Source organism: Erwinia sp. LJJL01, assembly GCF_047300805.2.
In the GTDB taxonomy this organism is placed as follows: Bacteria; Pseudomonadota; Gammaproteobacteria; order Enterobacterales; family Enterobacteriaceae; genus Erwinia; species Erwinia aphidicola.
Genome location: NZ_CP178576.1, coordinates 643,372 through 656,918, shown reverse-complemented (window position 1 = coordinate 656,918; position 13,547 = coordinate 643,372). Strand labels below are relative to the sequence as shown.

General features: G+C 52.7%; 17 protein-coding genes. 14 read left to right on the top strand and 3 right to left on the bottom strand.

Going from position 1 to position 13,547, the window contains the following annotated elements; translation table 11 throughout:
• Positions 1-2 precede the first annotated feature (2 nt).
• From ACLI4M_RS03735 to acpS, 13 genes are all read left to right on the top strand, one after another.
• A complete protein-coding gene (locus ACLI4M_RS03735) occupies positions 3-311 on the top strand; it encodes a hypothetical protein (protein ID WP_133623034.1) in 309 nt (102 codons plus the stop codon).
• Positions 308-973, top strand: a complete 666-nt coding sequence (locus ACLI4M_RS03730) for a hypothetical protein (RefSeq protein WP_133623035.1) — start codon at positions 308-310, stop codon at positions 971-973. Before ACLI4M_RS03735 ends, ACLI4M_RS03730 begins: the two co-directional genes overlap by 4 nt.
• A gap of 85 nt (positions 974-1,058) precedes the next feature.
• The gene (locus ACLI4M_RS03725; RefSeq protein ID WP_133623036.1) at positions 1,059-1,349 is read left to right on the top strand and encodes a TonB family protein; all 291 of its coding nucleotides are present in this window, start codon (positions 1,059-1,061) and stop codon (positions 1,347-1,349) included.
• 35 nt (positions 1,350-1,384) lie between these two features.
• A complete protein-coding gene (locus ACLI4M_RS03720; protein WP_133623037.1) occupies positions 1,385-2,611 on the top strand; it encodes a hypothetical protein in 1,227 nt (408 codons plus the stop codon).
• A 411-nt stretch (positions 2,612-3,022) separates the two neighbouring features.
• The gene (locus ACLI4M_RS03715; RefSeq protein WP_208864874.1) at positions 3,023-3,265 is read left to right on the top strand and encodes a DNA polymerase V; all 243 of its coding nucleotides are present in this window, start codon (positions 3,023-3,025) and stop codon (positions 3,263-3,265) included.
• On the top strand, positions 3,265-3,588 hold the full coding sequence (locus tag ACLI4M_RS03710) for a hypothetical protein (RefSeq protein WP_133623038.1): 324 nt from the start codon (positions 3,265-3,267) through the stop codon (positions 3,586-3,588). Before ACLI4M_RS03715 ends, ACLI4M_RS03710 begins: the two co-directional genes overlap by 1 nt.
• A 189-nt stretch (positions 3,589-3,777) precedes the next feature.
• Positions 3,778-5,577, top strand: a complete 1,800-nt coding sequence (lepA, locus tag ACLI4M_RS03705; protein WP_048915133.1) for a translation elongation factor 4 — start codon at positions 3,778-3,780, stop codon at positions 5,575-5,577.
• Positions 5,578-5,606: 29 nt separating this feature from the next.
• On the top strand, positions 5,607-6,563 hold the full coding sequence (gene lepB, locus ACLI4M_RS03700) for a signal peptidase I (RefSeq protein WP_048915134.1): 957 nt from the start codon (positions 5,607-5,609) through the stop codon (positions 6,561-6,563).
• Between the two features lie 139 nt (positions 6,564-6,702).
• On the top strand, positions 6,703-7,383 hold the full coding sequence (rnc, locus tag ACLI4M_RS03695; RefSeq protein ID WP_048915135.1) for a ribonuclease III: 681 nt from the start codon (positions 6,703-6,705) through the stop codon (positions 7,381-7,383).
• On the top strand, positions 7,380-8,285 hold the full coding sequence (gene era, locus ACLI4M_RS03690) for a GTPase Era (protein ID WP_048915136.1): 906 nt from the start codon (positions 7,380-7,382) through the stop codon (positions 8,283-8,285). The genes rnc and era overlap by 4 nt, the downstream gene beginning before the upstream one ends.
• Before the next feature lie 5 nt (positions 8,286-8,290).
• Positions 8,291-9,028 carry a DNA repair protein RecO gene (gene recO / locus ACLI4M_RS03685; protein ID WP_133623039.1) on the top strand — a complete coding sequence of 246 codons (738 nt, stop codon included), beginning with the start codon at positions 8,291-8,293 and terminating at the stop codon, positions 9,026-9,028.
• A 74-nt stretch (positions 9,029-9,102) separates the two neighbouring features.
• Entirely contained in the window at positions 9,103-9,834 is a 732-nt protein-coding gene (gene pdxJ / locus ACLI4M_RS03680; protein WP_133623040.1) for a pyridoxine 5'-phosphate synthase, read from the top strand.
• Positions 9,834-10,214: a holo-ACP synthase gene (acpS, locus tag ACLI4M_RS03675; RefSeq protein ID WP_048915139.1), complete on the top strand. Its 381-nt coding sequence runs from the start codon at positions 9,834-9,836 to the stop codon at positions 10,212-10,214. The genes pdxJ and acpS overlap by 1 nt, the downstream gene beginning before the upstream one ends.
• On the opposite strand, the gene ACLI4M_RS03670 is transcribed toward acpS, so the two are convergent.
• The 3 genes from ACLI4M_RS03670 to ACLI4M_RS03660 form a co-directional block, all read right to left on the bottom strand.
• Entirely contained in the window at positions 10,211-10,465 is a 255-nt protein-coding gene (locus tag ACLI4M_RS03670; protein ID WP_048915140.1) for a YfhL family 4Fe-4S dicluster ferredoxin, read from the bottom strand. The genes acpS and ACLI4M_RS03670 overlap by 4 nt on opposite strands.
• Positions 10,466-10,468: 3 nt before the next feature.
• Positions 10,469-11,446 (bottom strand): hypothetical protein, encoded by a 978-nt coding sequence (locus ACLI4M_RS03665; RefSeq protein ID WP_133623041.1) that lies wholly within the window; start codon positions 11,444-11,446, stop codon positions 10,469-10,471.
• Positions 11,447-11,624: 178 nt separating this feature from the next.
• A complete protein-coding gene (locus tag ACLI4M_RS03660; RefSeq protein ID WP_133623042.1) occupies positions 11,625-12,464 on the bottom strand; it encodes a MurR/RpiR family transcriptional regulator in 840 nt (279 codons plus the stop codon).
• Positions 12,465-12,651: 187 nt separating this feature from the next.
• On the opposite strand from ACLI4M_RS03660, the gene murQ reads away from it, so the two are divergent.
• Complete coding sequence (murQ, locus tag ACLI4M_RS03655) at positions 12,652-13,545, top strand: N-acetylmuramic acid 6-phosphate etherase (protein ID WP_133623043.1); 894 nt, start codon at positions 12,652-12,654, stop codon at positions 13,543-13,545.
• Positions 13,546-13,547: the final 2 nt, after the last annotated feature.

Below are 13,547 nucleotides of genomic sequence, written 5' to 3'. Positions count from 1 at the left end.
TAATGGCAGCAGGCTTACAGTGCTGGGACGCCAGTGGAAAACTGATCGTTGATATTGGTGATTACAACAGCCGCTTTCTGGGTGAGACCACTGTGGCGATCGGGAATAATGCCTCATCCGTATCAAAGGCATTTCCCGGGCTTACGCAGAACGGTAGCTTCGGTGTTGTTGTGGCCTCTTCAGCTGCTGGCGGCGGATTTGCAACGGAGAGTTATGCGGTGAGGGCGTATAATAATGGATTCACCGTATACAGCACATCGGCAGCTACGCCAGCATCAACACTCACGGTTCATCTATACGGATTTCTATGAGCGGATTTCAGGTTTTCAACTCTGCTGGTGCAGTAACGATAGATTCTGATTATTTTGGCACTTACTATCGTGATTCAAGGGCATATGGGGCCATTACGGATCGGGGGATTTATAACATAACCACACCTATCGGTAATACTTCGGATATGGGATATGTAGCCAATGCTTATAGACCAGATAAAAATCTTCAGTGGTTTAAATTCAATGAAGGCGCTAAGGCAATTTTTTGCAATGGAAATTATCCGTTAGCTACTGCTAACGCCGGGGCAATGGCAAGAACTGGCACTGATGTTGCGATAGAGTCGGGGTATAAGGACGTCTATAATGCCGCGGGTAAGTTGGTCTGGTCGGCTGTTTCAGCAGCTAAAATCCCCCGCATCATTGGGTTCTACGATATCCCGGCAGGATACAATCTGGATAGTACTGCTTATTCTCAGAACATTGGTACCAACACCTTCCTACTGGCGGGCCTATGCCCCGGTAACCTTTCATATGGTGATGGTGCGGAAGGTTCAATAACGGGTTACTCAGGGCTTTTCTTCAGATTCTCAGGTGGCATACTTTCAACCTTTTGGATAAGCCAGTACCAAAGCTCATGGGCGAATACCATGCGACCATACGGATTGCGAATTCCTTATGCGATACTGCCTAACCTCAATTAAATAAAACGATCGATGCGATCTCTTTTATAATTTGTTGCGATTCGCCAGTAAGGATAAATTGCAGTAATTGTATAAGGAGATTTCGATGAAATATCTTATCGCAGTGGCTTTTTCATTCTTAGTGCTGGGCTGTTCTCAGCATGCTCGCAATATTACTTATCCTGATCACGCTAACATGCTACGCATCGTCGGCACAGTAACTATCATTTATAACGTAAATTCTCAGGGTATGACTGAAGATGTGCGCGTGATTAATGCTAACCCGGCTGGAATTTTTGAAAAATCACTGCTCAATGACGTGAGAGGCTGGCGGTTCGAGAAGAGCAATCCGCTGCGCGACCAAATCATAACCGTAAATTACGGCCAAAATAAATAACCGCTTCGGCGGTTTTTTTTCGTCTGGAGAAAACTATGCCTGCAGGAACTATTGCGTTAACTATCAATTCTAAAACGGTCACCGGCAGTGGCACAGCGTTCACCACTGAATTAAAGGTCAATGACTTCGTTGTGGCCGTAGTCGGCGGCGTGACCTACACGCTGGGCGTTGCCGCCATCGCGTCGAATACCTCACTGACCCTCAACACAGCGTTCGGCGGCCCGACAACTTCTGGCCTCGCTTGGACTGCGATCCCGAATCAGGTATTAGTCGGGATCACTGCGCAGGTAGCCTCTGACACTGCTCGGGCGATTCGCGGGCTTAATTACGATAAAGACAACTGGCAGAAAATTTACAGCGATGTGGCAACTGTAACCGTCCAGCGCCCAGATGGCAGCACGTTCACTGGCCCGAGCTGGGGCTACATGTCGGCGCAGTATGCAGGCAAGGCAGATAAGACGGCACTTGACGCTTATGCAAAAAAAGGATCTAACAGTGATATCACAAGTCTGTTGGGTTTAACGATACCCTTAGACTCTTCTGGGCTGTATAAAAACACAGAGACAGGGACCCACCAAAGATCAGGGACGTTCTCGTATAGCGGAGCACCGCAAGCGCAGGCAGAAATTGGCTTAGCCGTAAATGGTTGCGGCTTCCAGTCGATTTACACTAATTTTAGGCGTGCTCAATTGTACATGAACACTTCAGGTGCAGTGTGGGCAAGATTTTCAACAACAACGACAGCAGTAGACACTACAACGCCTTGGTCAACAATGTGGTCAACTGCTAACACGACAATTGATACTAATAATTTTATCAAAAGAGCCTCCCCAATCGCCCGGCTTACGAATGACGTTAGCCAAATGCAGCCAGATTTTGCTGTGGATGAACAGCATATCGTCGCTGGCCTGGTATCGGTAAATGCTGAAGCTGAGGGTGTTAGCGCTGAGAAATCAGCGGTAGGCGTCTATCTGGTCAAAGGTGCTGTCGGCCTGGCTGATGAGGGATGGACGCTGGAGGTGCCGCAGGATATCAACGGCAATCGCCTGTGCTTCGTTGAACTGGACACAGACAAAGAAGGCGTTATAACAGTGTCGGTGTTTAAGCGCCGTTTTGACGTCGGCAGCGCGATGATTGTGGCTGGTGAGCCTATGGATATTCCTGAGGGCCGCTGGATTGACCTTCGCCTGCAGATGCCTGAAGACTCAGTCTGGAACACTCGCATGCGAGAAATGGAGCAGGCAGCAGAGGGCGAGCAGTAAACCAGATAAATATTACACTGGCACTAAAATATCAGGAAAAAAAATGCCCGCGAAAATTATTGCGGGCAGAAATCCTTGTTACGCAGAGACATGGCTCTGTGAGGTTGACACTATTTAGTGTCAATTTGAGTTTAGTAGGGCCATTTATAAATGCAAGATTTGAAAAAAACCTGCGTTACACAGGCATAAATTCGGCCAAGGGAAAGGGAATCCAAGCGCAGCCTGAGCTGCATGGGAACTTTACACGCACTAAAAATTTTTGATAGCAAAATACACTGATTCATAGCGAGAAAAAGCTAGCTAAATTCCCCTCCAGATCATAATCCTGACAATTCTCCAGCGATGCACCAGTTGATCAATCCGGCAACCTGATCAAATAATACTGTATATCCAAACAGTATTGAGGTGATCATGGGCAGAAGAGACGACATTCCCGCAGCGTTCCGCGCGAGCATACAGATATCTGCAAACGGGCGGCGTACAGTGGCCACAGAGGATTTCGTGGCGGCGTTAGCGCAGGTTAACTATGAATGGTCGCTTAAGCAGGCGAACGAATGGATAGAGCACTATCAGCACTCATTCCGCGATATCTCAACGGAAGAGGGTGAGCGCCGGACGTTCTACCTTTTCAACCCGAACAATGGAGGCGTGTAATGGGCTTCCCATCCCCAGCTAAAGACTACATCGAAGACAGCATCTGCCTTAATCGCTTGTTCATCCCGCACCCATCTGCAACGTCTCTCGTCGAGTTCGGCGGGCTGCAGTACGTCATTGATCGCTCATTGGCGCCCGGCAGCGGCTCTGTAATTTGCTATGAGACATTCGGCGAAGTGGCGATAGGCAAAATGATGGGTCGAGCGATTATCACGCCGGATGGGGATGCGATTGAAGGCGAGTCGCTGAGCGAGGTTATTGTGATCGGTACAGTTGTGCTGACGATTACGCAGCATCACGATTTTAATGGTCCGGCAATATAGTCACCAGGGCCATCTGCCGAAAGTTTTGCTTACCGGCGGTTACGTCATGTTCTTTCGCGAGCAGTGCTAACAGTGTAAGATGCGGCACATATTGCGGGTTGGGTTAAAGTGGGTGCATTAACAGAAGTGTCCACCGCCGTGTCCATCCTGAAGAATTCAACGATTCAACATGCGAAAAAATTCATATAAATGAAGCACATAAGAAACTTTTCTATCATCGCCCACATCGACCACGGTAAATCCACGCTCTCTGACCGTCTGATCCAGATTTGCGGCGGGTTAACCGAACGCGAAATGGCTGCGCAGGTTCTGGATTCCATGGATTTAGAGCGTGAGCGCGGCATCACCATTAAAGCGCAGAGCGTGACGCTCGATTACCATTCACCCGATGGTAAAACTTACCAGCTCAATTTTATCGACACTCCGGGACACGTTGACTTCTCCTATGAAGTTTCGCGCTCGCTGGCGGCCTGTGAAGGTGCATTGCTGGTGGTGGATGCCGGGCAGGGCGTAGAAGCTCAGACCCTGGCAAACTGCTACACCGCGATGGAAATGGATCTGGAAGTCGTACCTGTACTGAACAAAATTGACCTGCCGGCGGCCGATCCGGATCGCGTGGCGCAGGAGATTGAAGATATTGTCGGCATTGATGCCACTGATGCGGTGCGCTGTTCAGCGAAAACCGGTATCGGCGTGCCTGACGTGCTCGAGCGCCTGGTGCGCGACATTCCACCGCCGGAAGGTGACCCGGAAGCCCCGCTGCAGGCGCTGATCATCGACTCCTGGTTCGACAACTACCTTGGCGTCGTCTCGCTGGTGCGTATCAAAAACGGCACCATGCGTAAAGGCGACAAAATTAAGGTGATGAGCACCGGTCAGGTTTATAACGCTGACCGTCTGGGTATCTTCACGCCGAAGCGCGTTGATACCGACGTGCTGAACTGTGGTGAAGTAGGCTGGCTGGTATGTGCTATCAAGGACATTCTTGGCGCTCCGGTCGGGGATACTCTGACCCAGTCACGTAACCCCGCTGACAAAGCATTGCCAGGCTTTAAAAAAGTGAAGCCGCAGGTTTACGCCGGTCTGTTCCCCATCAGCTCTGACGACTATGAAGCCTTCCGTGATGCGCTTGGCAAGCTGAGCCTGAACGATGCTTCCCTGTTCTATGAGCCGGAAAGCTCTACCGCGCTGGGCTTTGGCTTCCGCTGTGGCTTCCTGGGTCTGTTGCACATGGAGATCATCCAGGAACGTCTGGAGCGTGAGTACGATCTCGAGCTGATCACCACGGCACCTACCGTGGTTTACGAAGTGGTGACCACCGACAACCAGATCATCTATGTGGACAGCCCGGGTAAACTGCCGCCGCTGAACAACATTGAAGAGCTGCGCGAGCCCATCGCCGAGTGTCACATGCTGCTGCCGCAGGAGTTCCTCGGCAACGTCATTACGCTCTGTATCGAGAAGCGCGGCGTGCAGACCAACATGGTTTACCACGGTAACCAGGTTGCGCTGACCTATGAAATCCCGATGGCGGAAGTGGTACTCGACTTCTTCGACCGTCTGAAGTCAACGTCCCGTGGCTACGCGTCGCTGGACTACAACTTCAAACGCTTCCAGGCGTCCAACATGGTGCGCGTTGATGTTCTGATTAACTCCGAGCGCGTCGATGCGCTGGCGCTGATCACCCACAACGACAACGCGCCGTACCGCGGCCGCGAGCTGGTCGAGAAAATGAAAGACCTGATCCCGCGTCAGCAGTTCGACATCGCGATTCAGGCGGCCATTGGCAACCACATTATTGCCCGTTCAACGGTGAAACAGCTGCGTAAAAACGTGCTGGCTAAGTGCTATGGCGGTGACGTCAGCCGTAAGAAAAAGCTGCTGCAGAAACAGAAAGACGGTAAGAAACGTATGAAGCAGGTGGGTAACGTTGAGTTGCCGCAGGAAGCGTTCCTGGCCATTCTGCACGTAGGTAAAGACAGCAAATAAGCCCGAATTCGGGCTTTGAGGGAACTGGAATGGCTAATATGTTCGCCCTGATTTTGGCGATAGCAACGCTCGTCACCGGTATTGTCTGGTGCATCGATAAGTTCAAATGGGCGCCGGCCCGTCGCGCCAAACGCGCGGCGGCGCAGGCCGAAGGCATTGCGGAAACCAAGGCTGACAAGCAGCCGGGTTGGGTGGAAACCACGGCATCGGTATTCCCGGTGCTGTTCGTGGTGTTTGTGGTGCGCTCATTTATCTATGAGCCGTTCCAGATCCCTTCCGGTTCAATGATGCCAACGCTGCTGATTGGTGACTTTATCCTGGTAGAGAAATACGCCTACGGGATTAAAGATCCGATTACTCAGACCACGCTGATCGAAACTGGCCATCCGAAGCGCGGGGATATCGCGGTATTTAAATACCCGAAAGATCCGAGCCTGGATTACATTAAGCGCGTTGTTGGCCTGCCGGGTGACCGCGTGGTGTACGATCCGTTGAGCAAAACGGTCTCAATTCAGCCCGCCTGTGATGGCGGCACGCCGTGCGATAAAGCGCTGGCAGTGACCTATTCAGACGTGCAGCCAAGCGACTTTATTCAGACCTTTAGCGGCTTCAGCGGTAACGAAGTTGGCAACGGTTTCTATCAGGTACCACAGGGCGAATCGATGCAGGGCGGCCTGCGTTTAGCCACCCGCAACGAGACGCTGGGCGATGTCACCCACCGTATCCTGCTGGTAACCCAGGCGCAGAGTCAGCCGGGTTCATATTACCAGCAGCCGGGCCAGCCGCAGTCAAGCTGGGTCGTGCCGCAAGGCATGTACTTTATGATGGGTGATAACCGCGACAACAGCGCAGACAGCCGTTACTGGGGCTTTGTCCCGGAGCGTAATCTGGTAGGCAAAGCCACCGCCATCTGGATGAGCTTTGACAAGCAGGAAGGGGAATGGCCAACGGGCGTTCGTCTCAGCAGGATTGGCGGTATTCACTAATGTTTGCCAGCGGGCAACATTAACTACGGGTGGCCTGGTCGTATACCAGGCCACTGCACACGAAACAGATCGTGTTGGTGTACAGGCTCAGCCCTGTTCCGTGTGCAGCATAATTGACGCATTCAGAAATTGGTAACGCATGAACCCCATCGTAATTAACAAGCTTCAACGAAAGCTGGGCTACACTTTTACCCATCAGGAATTGTTACAGCAGGCGCTCACTCACCGCAGCGCCAGCAGTAAACACAACGAACGACTGGAATTCCTGGGCGACTCAATTCTGAGTTACGTCATTGCTAACGCCCTTTATCAGCGCTTCCCGCGCGTGGATGAAGGCGACATGAGCCGCATGCGCGCCACGCTGGTGCGTGGCAACACGCTGGCTGAAATGGCACGGGAATTTGACCTGGGCGAATGTTTACGCCTGGGGCCGGGTGAACTGAAAAGCGGCGGCTACCGTCGTGAATCGATTCTTGCGGATACCGTGGAAGCGCTGATTGGCGGGGTTTTCCTCGACAGCGATATCCAGACGGTAGAGCAGCTGATCCTCAACTGGTACGCCAGTCGTCTCGATCAGATCAGCCCGGGCGATAAACAAAAGGATCCAAAAACGCGTCTGCAGGAGTTCTTGCAGGGTCGTCATCTGCCGTTACCATCTTATCTGGTGGTACAGGTGCGTGGCGAAGCGCACGATCAGGAATTTACTATTCACTGCCAGGTAAGCGGCATGGCAGAACCGGTTGTGGGAACCGGCTCCAGCCGACGCAAAGCTGAGCAGGCAGCGGCCGAACAGGCGCTGATTAAGCTGGGAATTGAATGAGCGAACAAACTACCCATTGCGGCTTTATTGCTATTGTAGGCCGCCCGAACGTTGGTAAATCTACACTACTGAACCAGTTACTGGGGCAGAAGATTTCCATCACCTCGCGTAAGCCACAAACCACGCGCCACCGTATTATGGGCATCCATACTGAAGGGGATTATCAGGCGATCTACGTCGATACCCCCGGCCTGCATATGGAAGAGAAAAGGGCGATCAACCGCCTGATGAACCGCGCTGCCAGCAGCTCAATCGGCGATGTTGAAATGGTGATCTTCGTGGTTGAAGGCACCAAATGGACCGCCGATGACGAGATGGTGCTGAACAAGCTGAAAGATGGCCGCGTGCCGGTGCTGCTGGCGATCAACAAGATTGACAACCTCACGGACAAAAGCATTCTGCTGCCGCACCTGCAGTTCCTGGGGCAGCAGATGAGCTTTATGGACGTGGTGCCCATTTCTGCCGAAAAGGGCGACAACGTTGATACCATCGCCAGCATCGTGCGTAAGCGTCTGCCGGAGGCTGAGCACCACTTCCCGGAAGATTATATTACCGACCGTTCGCAGCGTTTTATGGCCTCCGAAATCATCCGCGAAAAGCTGATGCGTTTCCTCGGCGCGGAACTGCCCTACTCGGTGACCGTAGAAATCGAACAGTTTGTGACCAACGAGCGCGGCGGGCTGACCATTAATGGTTTGATCCTCGTGGAGCGCGAAGGTCAGAAGAAAATGGTCATCGGTAATAAAGGCGCCAAGATCAAAGTGATCGGCACTGAAGCGCGCCGTGATATGGAAGATATGTTCGAGTCGAAAGTTCACCTCGAGCTGTGGGTGAAAGTGAAGTCCGGCTGGGCGGATGACGAACGCGCCTTACGCAGCCTGGGCTATACCGACGATCTCTGAACCTGATGGAAGGCTGGCAACGCGCGTTTGTCCTGCATGGACGCCCCTGGAGCGAAACCAGCCTGCTGCTTGACCTGTTCTCCGAACAGCACGGCAGGGTACGGGTACTGGCCAAAGGTGCCCGTTCCAAACGCTCCAGCCTGAAGGGCGCATTACAGCCTTTCACCCCGCTGCTGGTGCGCTGGGGCGGTCGCGGCGAAGTGAAAACGCTGCGCGGGGCTGAACCTGTCTCTCTGGCGCTGCCTCTCTCCGGTATTACTCTCTACTGTGGTCTCTACGTCAACGAACTGCTTTCCCGCGTGCTGGAACACGAAACGGCTTTCAGCGAGCTGTTTTTTGACTATCTGCACTGCATTCAGGGGCTGGCAGGCGTGACCGGCTCGCCGGAACCTACGCTGAGGCGCTTTGAGCTGGCGATGCTCGGCCATCTTGGCTACGGCGTTGATTTCCTGCACTGCGCGGGCAGCGGCGAAGAGGTCGCCGATGAGATGACCTATAGCTATCGTGAAGAGAAGGGTTTTATCGCCAGCCTGGTGGTGAATAACCGCAGCTTTACCGGACGCCACCTGCGCGCGCTGTACCAGCGTGAATTTCCCGATGCCGATACCCTGCGCGCCGCCAAACGCTTCACCCGCATTGCGCTGAAGCCTTACCTCGGCGGTAAACCTCTCAAGAGCACCGAGCTTTTTCGTCAGTTTTTGCCGAGAAAACCAGCGGACGCAGCGCCAGCCGCGGACGAATAGCCACAGGTCATACCCTTCGGGCTGCTGAACGTTGTACACTCGACAAAACCCTTCGCGATAATCTGAGGACTGTCATGGCTGAGTTGTTGTTAGGCGTTAATATCGATCACGTGGCCACCGTGCGTAATGCGCGTGGCACGCAATATCCCGACCCGGTACAGGCGGCGTTTGTCTCCGAACAGGCCGGTGCCGATGGCATTACCGTACACCTGCGCGAAGATCGCCGTCATATCACCGACCGCGATGTGCGCATTCTGCGTCAGACCATTCAGACGCGCATGAACCTGGAAATGGCCGTCACCGATGAGATGGTCGATATCGCCTGCGAGGTCGTGCCGCATTTCTGCTGTCTGGTGCCGGAAAAGCGTGAAGAAGTGACCACCGAAGGGGGGCTGGATGTTGCCGGCCAGCAGGATAAAGTGACGGCGGCAGTACAGCGCCTTAATGCGGCTGGTATTCTGGTCTCCCTGTTTATTGATGCCGACCATCGCCAGATTGACGCCGCCGTGGCGGCGGGCGCTCCCTACATCGAAATCCACACCGGTGCCTACGCTGAAGCCGCAGAAGGCCCGGAGCGTGACGCCGAGCTGGCACGTATTGCCGAGGCGGCCACCTACGCCGCAGGCAAAGGCCTGAAGGTCAATGCGGGCCACGGCCTCACCTACCATAACGTCCAGCCGATTGCGGTTCTGCCGGAGATGCACGAGCTGAACATCGGCCATGCAATTATTGGCCGGGCGCTCTTCAGCGGACTGGCTGACGCAGTGAAAGAGATGAAGCAGCTGATGCGGGAAGCGCGTCGCTAATGGCTATTCTCGGCCTCGGCACCGACATCGTGGAGATCGCCCGTATTGAAGGGGTGATCTCCCGCTCCGGCGATCGGCTGGCAAAGCGGGTGTTGAGTGATAATGAATGGCGGCAGTATCAGGCCCATCAGCAGCCGGTGCGCTTTCTGGCTAAACGTTTTGCGGTAAAAGAAGCGGCGGCGAAAGCCTTCGGCACCGGGATCCGCGGTGGGCTGGCGTTTAATCAGTTTGAAGTTTACAACGATGAGCTGGGCAAACCCGGCCTGCGCTTTTTCCAGCACGCGCAGGAAGTGGCGAATAAGCTCGGCGTGGCACACGTCCACGTCACGCTGGCCGACGAGCGCCATTATGCCTGTGCTACGGTGATTATCGAAAATTAACCTGTCGTATGCAGTTCTACAAACTTGTCCCACAGCTGCTCATTGCTCTCAATGCGCTGTGGGTCAACAATAATGGTGTTATCAATCGGGCAGACCTGCTGACAGGTAGGGGCGTCGTAGTGTCCGATGCATTCGGTACAGCGCTCGCCGTCAATTTCGTAGAACTCATCCCCCATCGCAATCGCCTGGTTCGGGCACTCCGGCTCACACATATCGCAATTGATACATTTTTTGGTGATCAGCAGCGCCATATGTTACACCCTGCTTTCAATTATCGTATTCATTATAAGAATATCCGGACGCACATGCTTTTTGTAATAATTTTGATTTTTAATCATCATTGAGAAACGCATGTCATGATTTTCCAATAATTTGGATAAATTATTTAAAAGACTATCTTCATTATTGAAGCTGAGGTAGTTATCACCATCAGAAAAACTCCCGGGAACTTTATAATGTAATTTTTCAGAAATAATAGCTCTGGAAGAAGCTACAAATTCTCCAAATCGCCAACCAATCGAATTATGCAAACCATTAGTCGTGATGCATATGTCATGAGTTTTCATCATGCTGATGAAATGAGGTCTATTTGTCATTTTTTTTGGAAGGATAAACTCCCCAGCCACGCGACGAGTGAAATCACGATCGCCATCAACACCAAATGTTGCACAATGAGAATAGTGACGTTTTAAAGTTCTCAGGATTGAGATTCTTTTCATTGTGATCTCTTCAATCTCTCTCTGCACTTCAGGATCATATGATTCCATAGGATCCCATAAACCTGTGATATAAAGAATCTTGGGTTGAGATGAGTAAGCAGGTGTTACCTCAAGATCGTAATGGCGAATATCACCTTTTCCCAAAAAACGACGAAAACTTTGATTAAGGTAGTCAATTCTGCTATGCGAGGGCGTTAAACTGTAGTTGAATGTTAATGGTCGACACTTAGGGTATTTCATTAGCAATGAATCACTGCAGCTTCTTTTATAATAAAAATCACACCATTCATAATCAGGTTGCGAAAAGAAGCCTCTCTCAAAATGATCCCCATCCTCAGCGTCATATACGATTTTCAAGCCTTGTATGTTTGCACGAAGGATATGTTTTTTTAATGAGCTGTCATGGATGATGCTTTTTATTTTAAGCATCCCAGTGCGTTGCAGCATTAAAAACCCGTAAATATACTGGTTCAAATGTTGTGATTTTTTTAAGTGTAATGTTACGTTTAACATTTTATATGTCCATTAAAATTCTGCGAGCAGGGTGATTGCATCTGTCTCTGTAAGCTCGGGTCCCTAAAAGAAAGTGAGATTATTAACATCTGATTAATGCAGTTTCCATATATCAAAAATTAAAATCCCGGAATTTTTTATAAATTTCCGGGAATATTATACTTTGTCCCCTGACGATTCACACCAGTTTTTTCACCAGCGCTTCACTGTGGCGGATATGGCTGGAGGCGCGTTCCGGGTCGCGCTGAATCAGCGCCATAAACAGCAGGTCGGTCAGCGCCAGCTGGGCGGTGGTTGAGGAGATTGCCGCGCTGCGCGTGGTCTGCTCTTCCGCCACGGTGTAGAGACAGTGGCTGGCGGACTGCTGCAGGGTGTTAGGCGTAAAGCCGGTGAAGGCCAGCACGGTCGCACCGATGCGCTGCGCTTCCTGCGCCGCCAGATTGATCTCGCGGCGCTCGCCGGTGTAGGAGATCGCCAGGAGCACATCGCCGGGGCTGAGCGCCTGCACGCTGGCCAGCAGCGCATGCATATCCTGCTCGGCAACGGCGCTGATGCCAATCTTCATGAGCTTCCAGGAAAAATCTTTCGCCACCAGGCCGGAAGCCCCAATACCGACCAGCACGATACGCTTGGCATTTTTCAGCAGGCGCAGCGTTTCCAGCAGCATCTCCTCGCTGTTGATATCCAGCGTGGCGCGGATTGCCGACTGCTTTTCGGTAAACAGCTTCTCACCGACCACCTTTAACGCATCGTCGCTCAGAATGTGGTTGTGCACGGTGATAGCATCTTTGTCAGCCAGCGACTCGCTCAGTGCCAGCTTCAGCGCCGGAAAGCCTTTGTAACCCAGCTTCTGGGCAAATTTCACCACGCTTGACTGGCTCACCCCTGACTCGTCAGCCAGCTTTTGTGAACTCAGATGGCGCGCACGGTCCGGCTGCGACAGCAGGAAATCCGCCAGACGGCGCTCATTCAGTGCCAGGCTGGGATACAGCTGACGGATACGCAGCAGTGAGCTCATCTCTTTTCCTCTTACGAATTCAGATCCATCATATTGAATTATCTGCAATGATAACAGGCAGAGCGTTAAGTCTAGCGTTTCATTTTATTGCCGCGATGATTAAAAACAGGAAAATGCGTCGTCGCAAAGAATTAAATATTCCATTATAGTTTTTATATTTAGAATTAAAAATTCAGTAGGGGGAATAATGAACCTTGGCTCACTGGTCTCAGAAACGCGCAACCCGGACACGCTCGACCTCGATAATCTGTCGACGCTGGCGATGGTCACCAAGTTTAATCAGCAGGATGCCACCGTTGCTACGGCGGTCAGCCTGACGCTGCCGCAGGTGGCCGCAGCCGTCGATGCCGCAGCCGCTTCTCTGGCAGCAGGTGGACGTCTGATCTACATGGGCGCTGGCACCAGCGGCCGGCTTGGCGTGCTGGATGCTTCCGAATGCCCGCCAACCTTTGGCGTGCCGCACGGCGTCGTGGTGGGGCTGATCGCCGGGGGGCCAGGCGCATTGCTGAAGGCGGTGGAAGGGGCGGAAGATGATGAACAGCTCGGCGTCAGCGACTTACAGGCGCTGGATCTGACCGCTAACGATATGGTGGTCGTGCTGGCAGCATCGGGGCGCACGCCTTACGTGATCGGCGCGCTGCGCTATGCCCGCCAGCAGGGCTGCCGCACAGCGGCAATCTCCTGTAATCCCGACTCGCCAATTGCCCATGAGGCGGAAATCGCTATCTCCCCGGTGGTTGGCCCGGAAGCGCTGACCGGATCCACACGGCTGAAATCCGGCACCGCCCAGAAGCTGGTACTGAATATGATCTCGACCGGTGCGATGGTCAAAATCGGCAAGGTGTATCAAAACCTGATGGTCGATATGCAGGCCACTAATATCAAGCTGGTCGATCGCGCACGCCGCATGGTGTGTGAGGCCACCGGCTGCCAGCCCGAGCAGGCCGATGCGGCGTTACAACAGGTTCATCACGAGGTGAAAACGGCGATTCTGATGATCCTGGCGGACATCCCAGCCCCTGAGGCTAAACGGCGCCTGCTACAGCATCATGGCTTCCTGCGTGCTGCACTGAAAGGATAAGG

What these genes read in the sequence shown, in the direction of transcription:
- ACLI4M_RS03735 (WP_133623034.1), top strand. Translation starts at nt 3, where the DNA reads ATGGCAGCAGGCTTACAGTGCTGGGACGCCAGTGGAAAACTGATCGTT.
- ACLI4M_RS03730 (WP_133623035.1), top strand. Translation starts at nt 308, where the DNA reads ATGAGCGGATTTCAGGTTTTCAACTCTGCTGGTGCAGTAACGATAGAT.
- ACLI4M_RS03725 (WP_133623036.1), top strand. Translation starts at nt 1,059, where the DNA reads ATGAAATATCTTATCGCAGTGGCTTTTTCATTCTTAGTGCTGGGCTGT.
- ACLI4M_RS03720 (WP_133623037.1), top strand. Translation starts at nt 1,385, where the DNA reads ATGCCTGCAGGAACTATTGCGTTAACTATCAATTCTAAAACGGTCACC.
- ACLI4M_RS03715 (WP_208864874.1), top strand. Translation starts at nt 3,023, where the DNA reads ATGGGCAGAAGAGACGACATTCCCGCAGCGTTCCGCGCGAGCATACAG.
- ACLI4M_RS03710 (WP_133623038.1), top strand. Translation starts at nt 3,265, where the DNA reads ATGGGCTTCCCATCCCCAGCTAAAGACTACATCGAAGACAGCATCTGC.
- lepA (WP_048915133.1), top strand. Translation starts at nt 3,778, where the DNA reads ATGAAGCACATAAGAAACTTTTCTATCATCGCCCACATCGACCACGGT.
- lepB (WP_048915134.1), top strand. Translation starts at nt 5,607, where the DNA reads ATGGCTAATATGTTCGCCCTGATTTTGGCGATAGCAACGCTCGTCACC.
- rnc (WP_048915135.1), top strand. Translation starts at nt 6,703, where the DNA reads ATGAACCCCATCGTAATTAACAAGCTTCAACGAAAGCTGGGCTACACT.
- era (WP_048915136.1), top strand. Translation starts at nt 7,380, where the DNA reads ATGAGCGAACAAACTACCCATTGCGGCTTTATTGCTATTGTAGGCCGC.
- recO (WP_133623039.1), top strand. Translation starts at nt 8,291, where the DNA reads ATGGAAGGCTGGCAACGCGCGTTTGTCCTGCATGGACGCCCCTGGAGC.
- pdxJ (WP_133623040.1), top strand. Translation starts at nt 9,103, where the DNA reads ATGGCTGAGTTGTTGTTAGGCGTTAATATCGATCACGTGGCCACCGTG.
- acpS (WP_048915139.1), top strand. Translation starts at nt 9,834, where the DNA reads ATGGCTATTCTCGGCCTCGGCACCGACATCGTGGAGATCGCCCGTATT.
- ACLI4M_RS03670 (WP_048915140.1), bottom strand. Translation starts at nt 10,465, where the DNA reads ATGGCGCTGCTGATCACCAAAAAATGTATCAATTGCGATATGTGTGAG.
- ACLI4M_RS03665 (WP_133623041.1), bottom strand. Translation starts at nt 11,446, where the DNA reads ATGTTAAACGTAACATTACACTTAAAAAAATCACAACATTTGAACCAG.
- ACLI4M_RS03660 (WP_133623042.1), bottom strand. Translation starts at nt 12,464, where the DNA reads ATGAGCTCACTGCTGCGTATCCGTCAGCTGTATCCCAGCCTGGCACTG.
- murQ (WP_133623043.1), top strand. Translation starts at nt 12,652, where the DNA reads ATGAACCTTGGCTCACTGGTCTCAGAAACGCGCAACCCGGACACGCTC.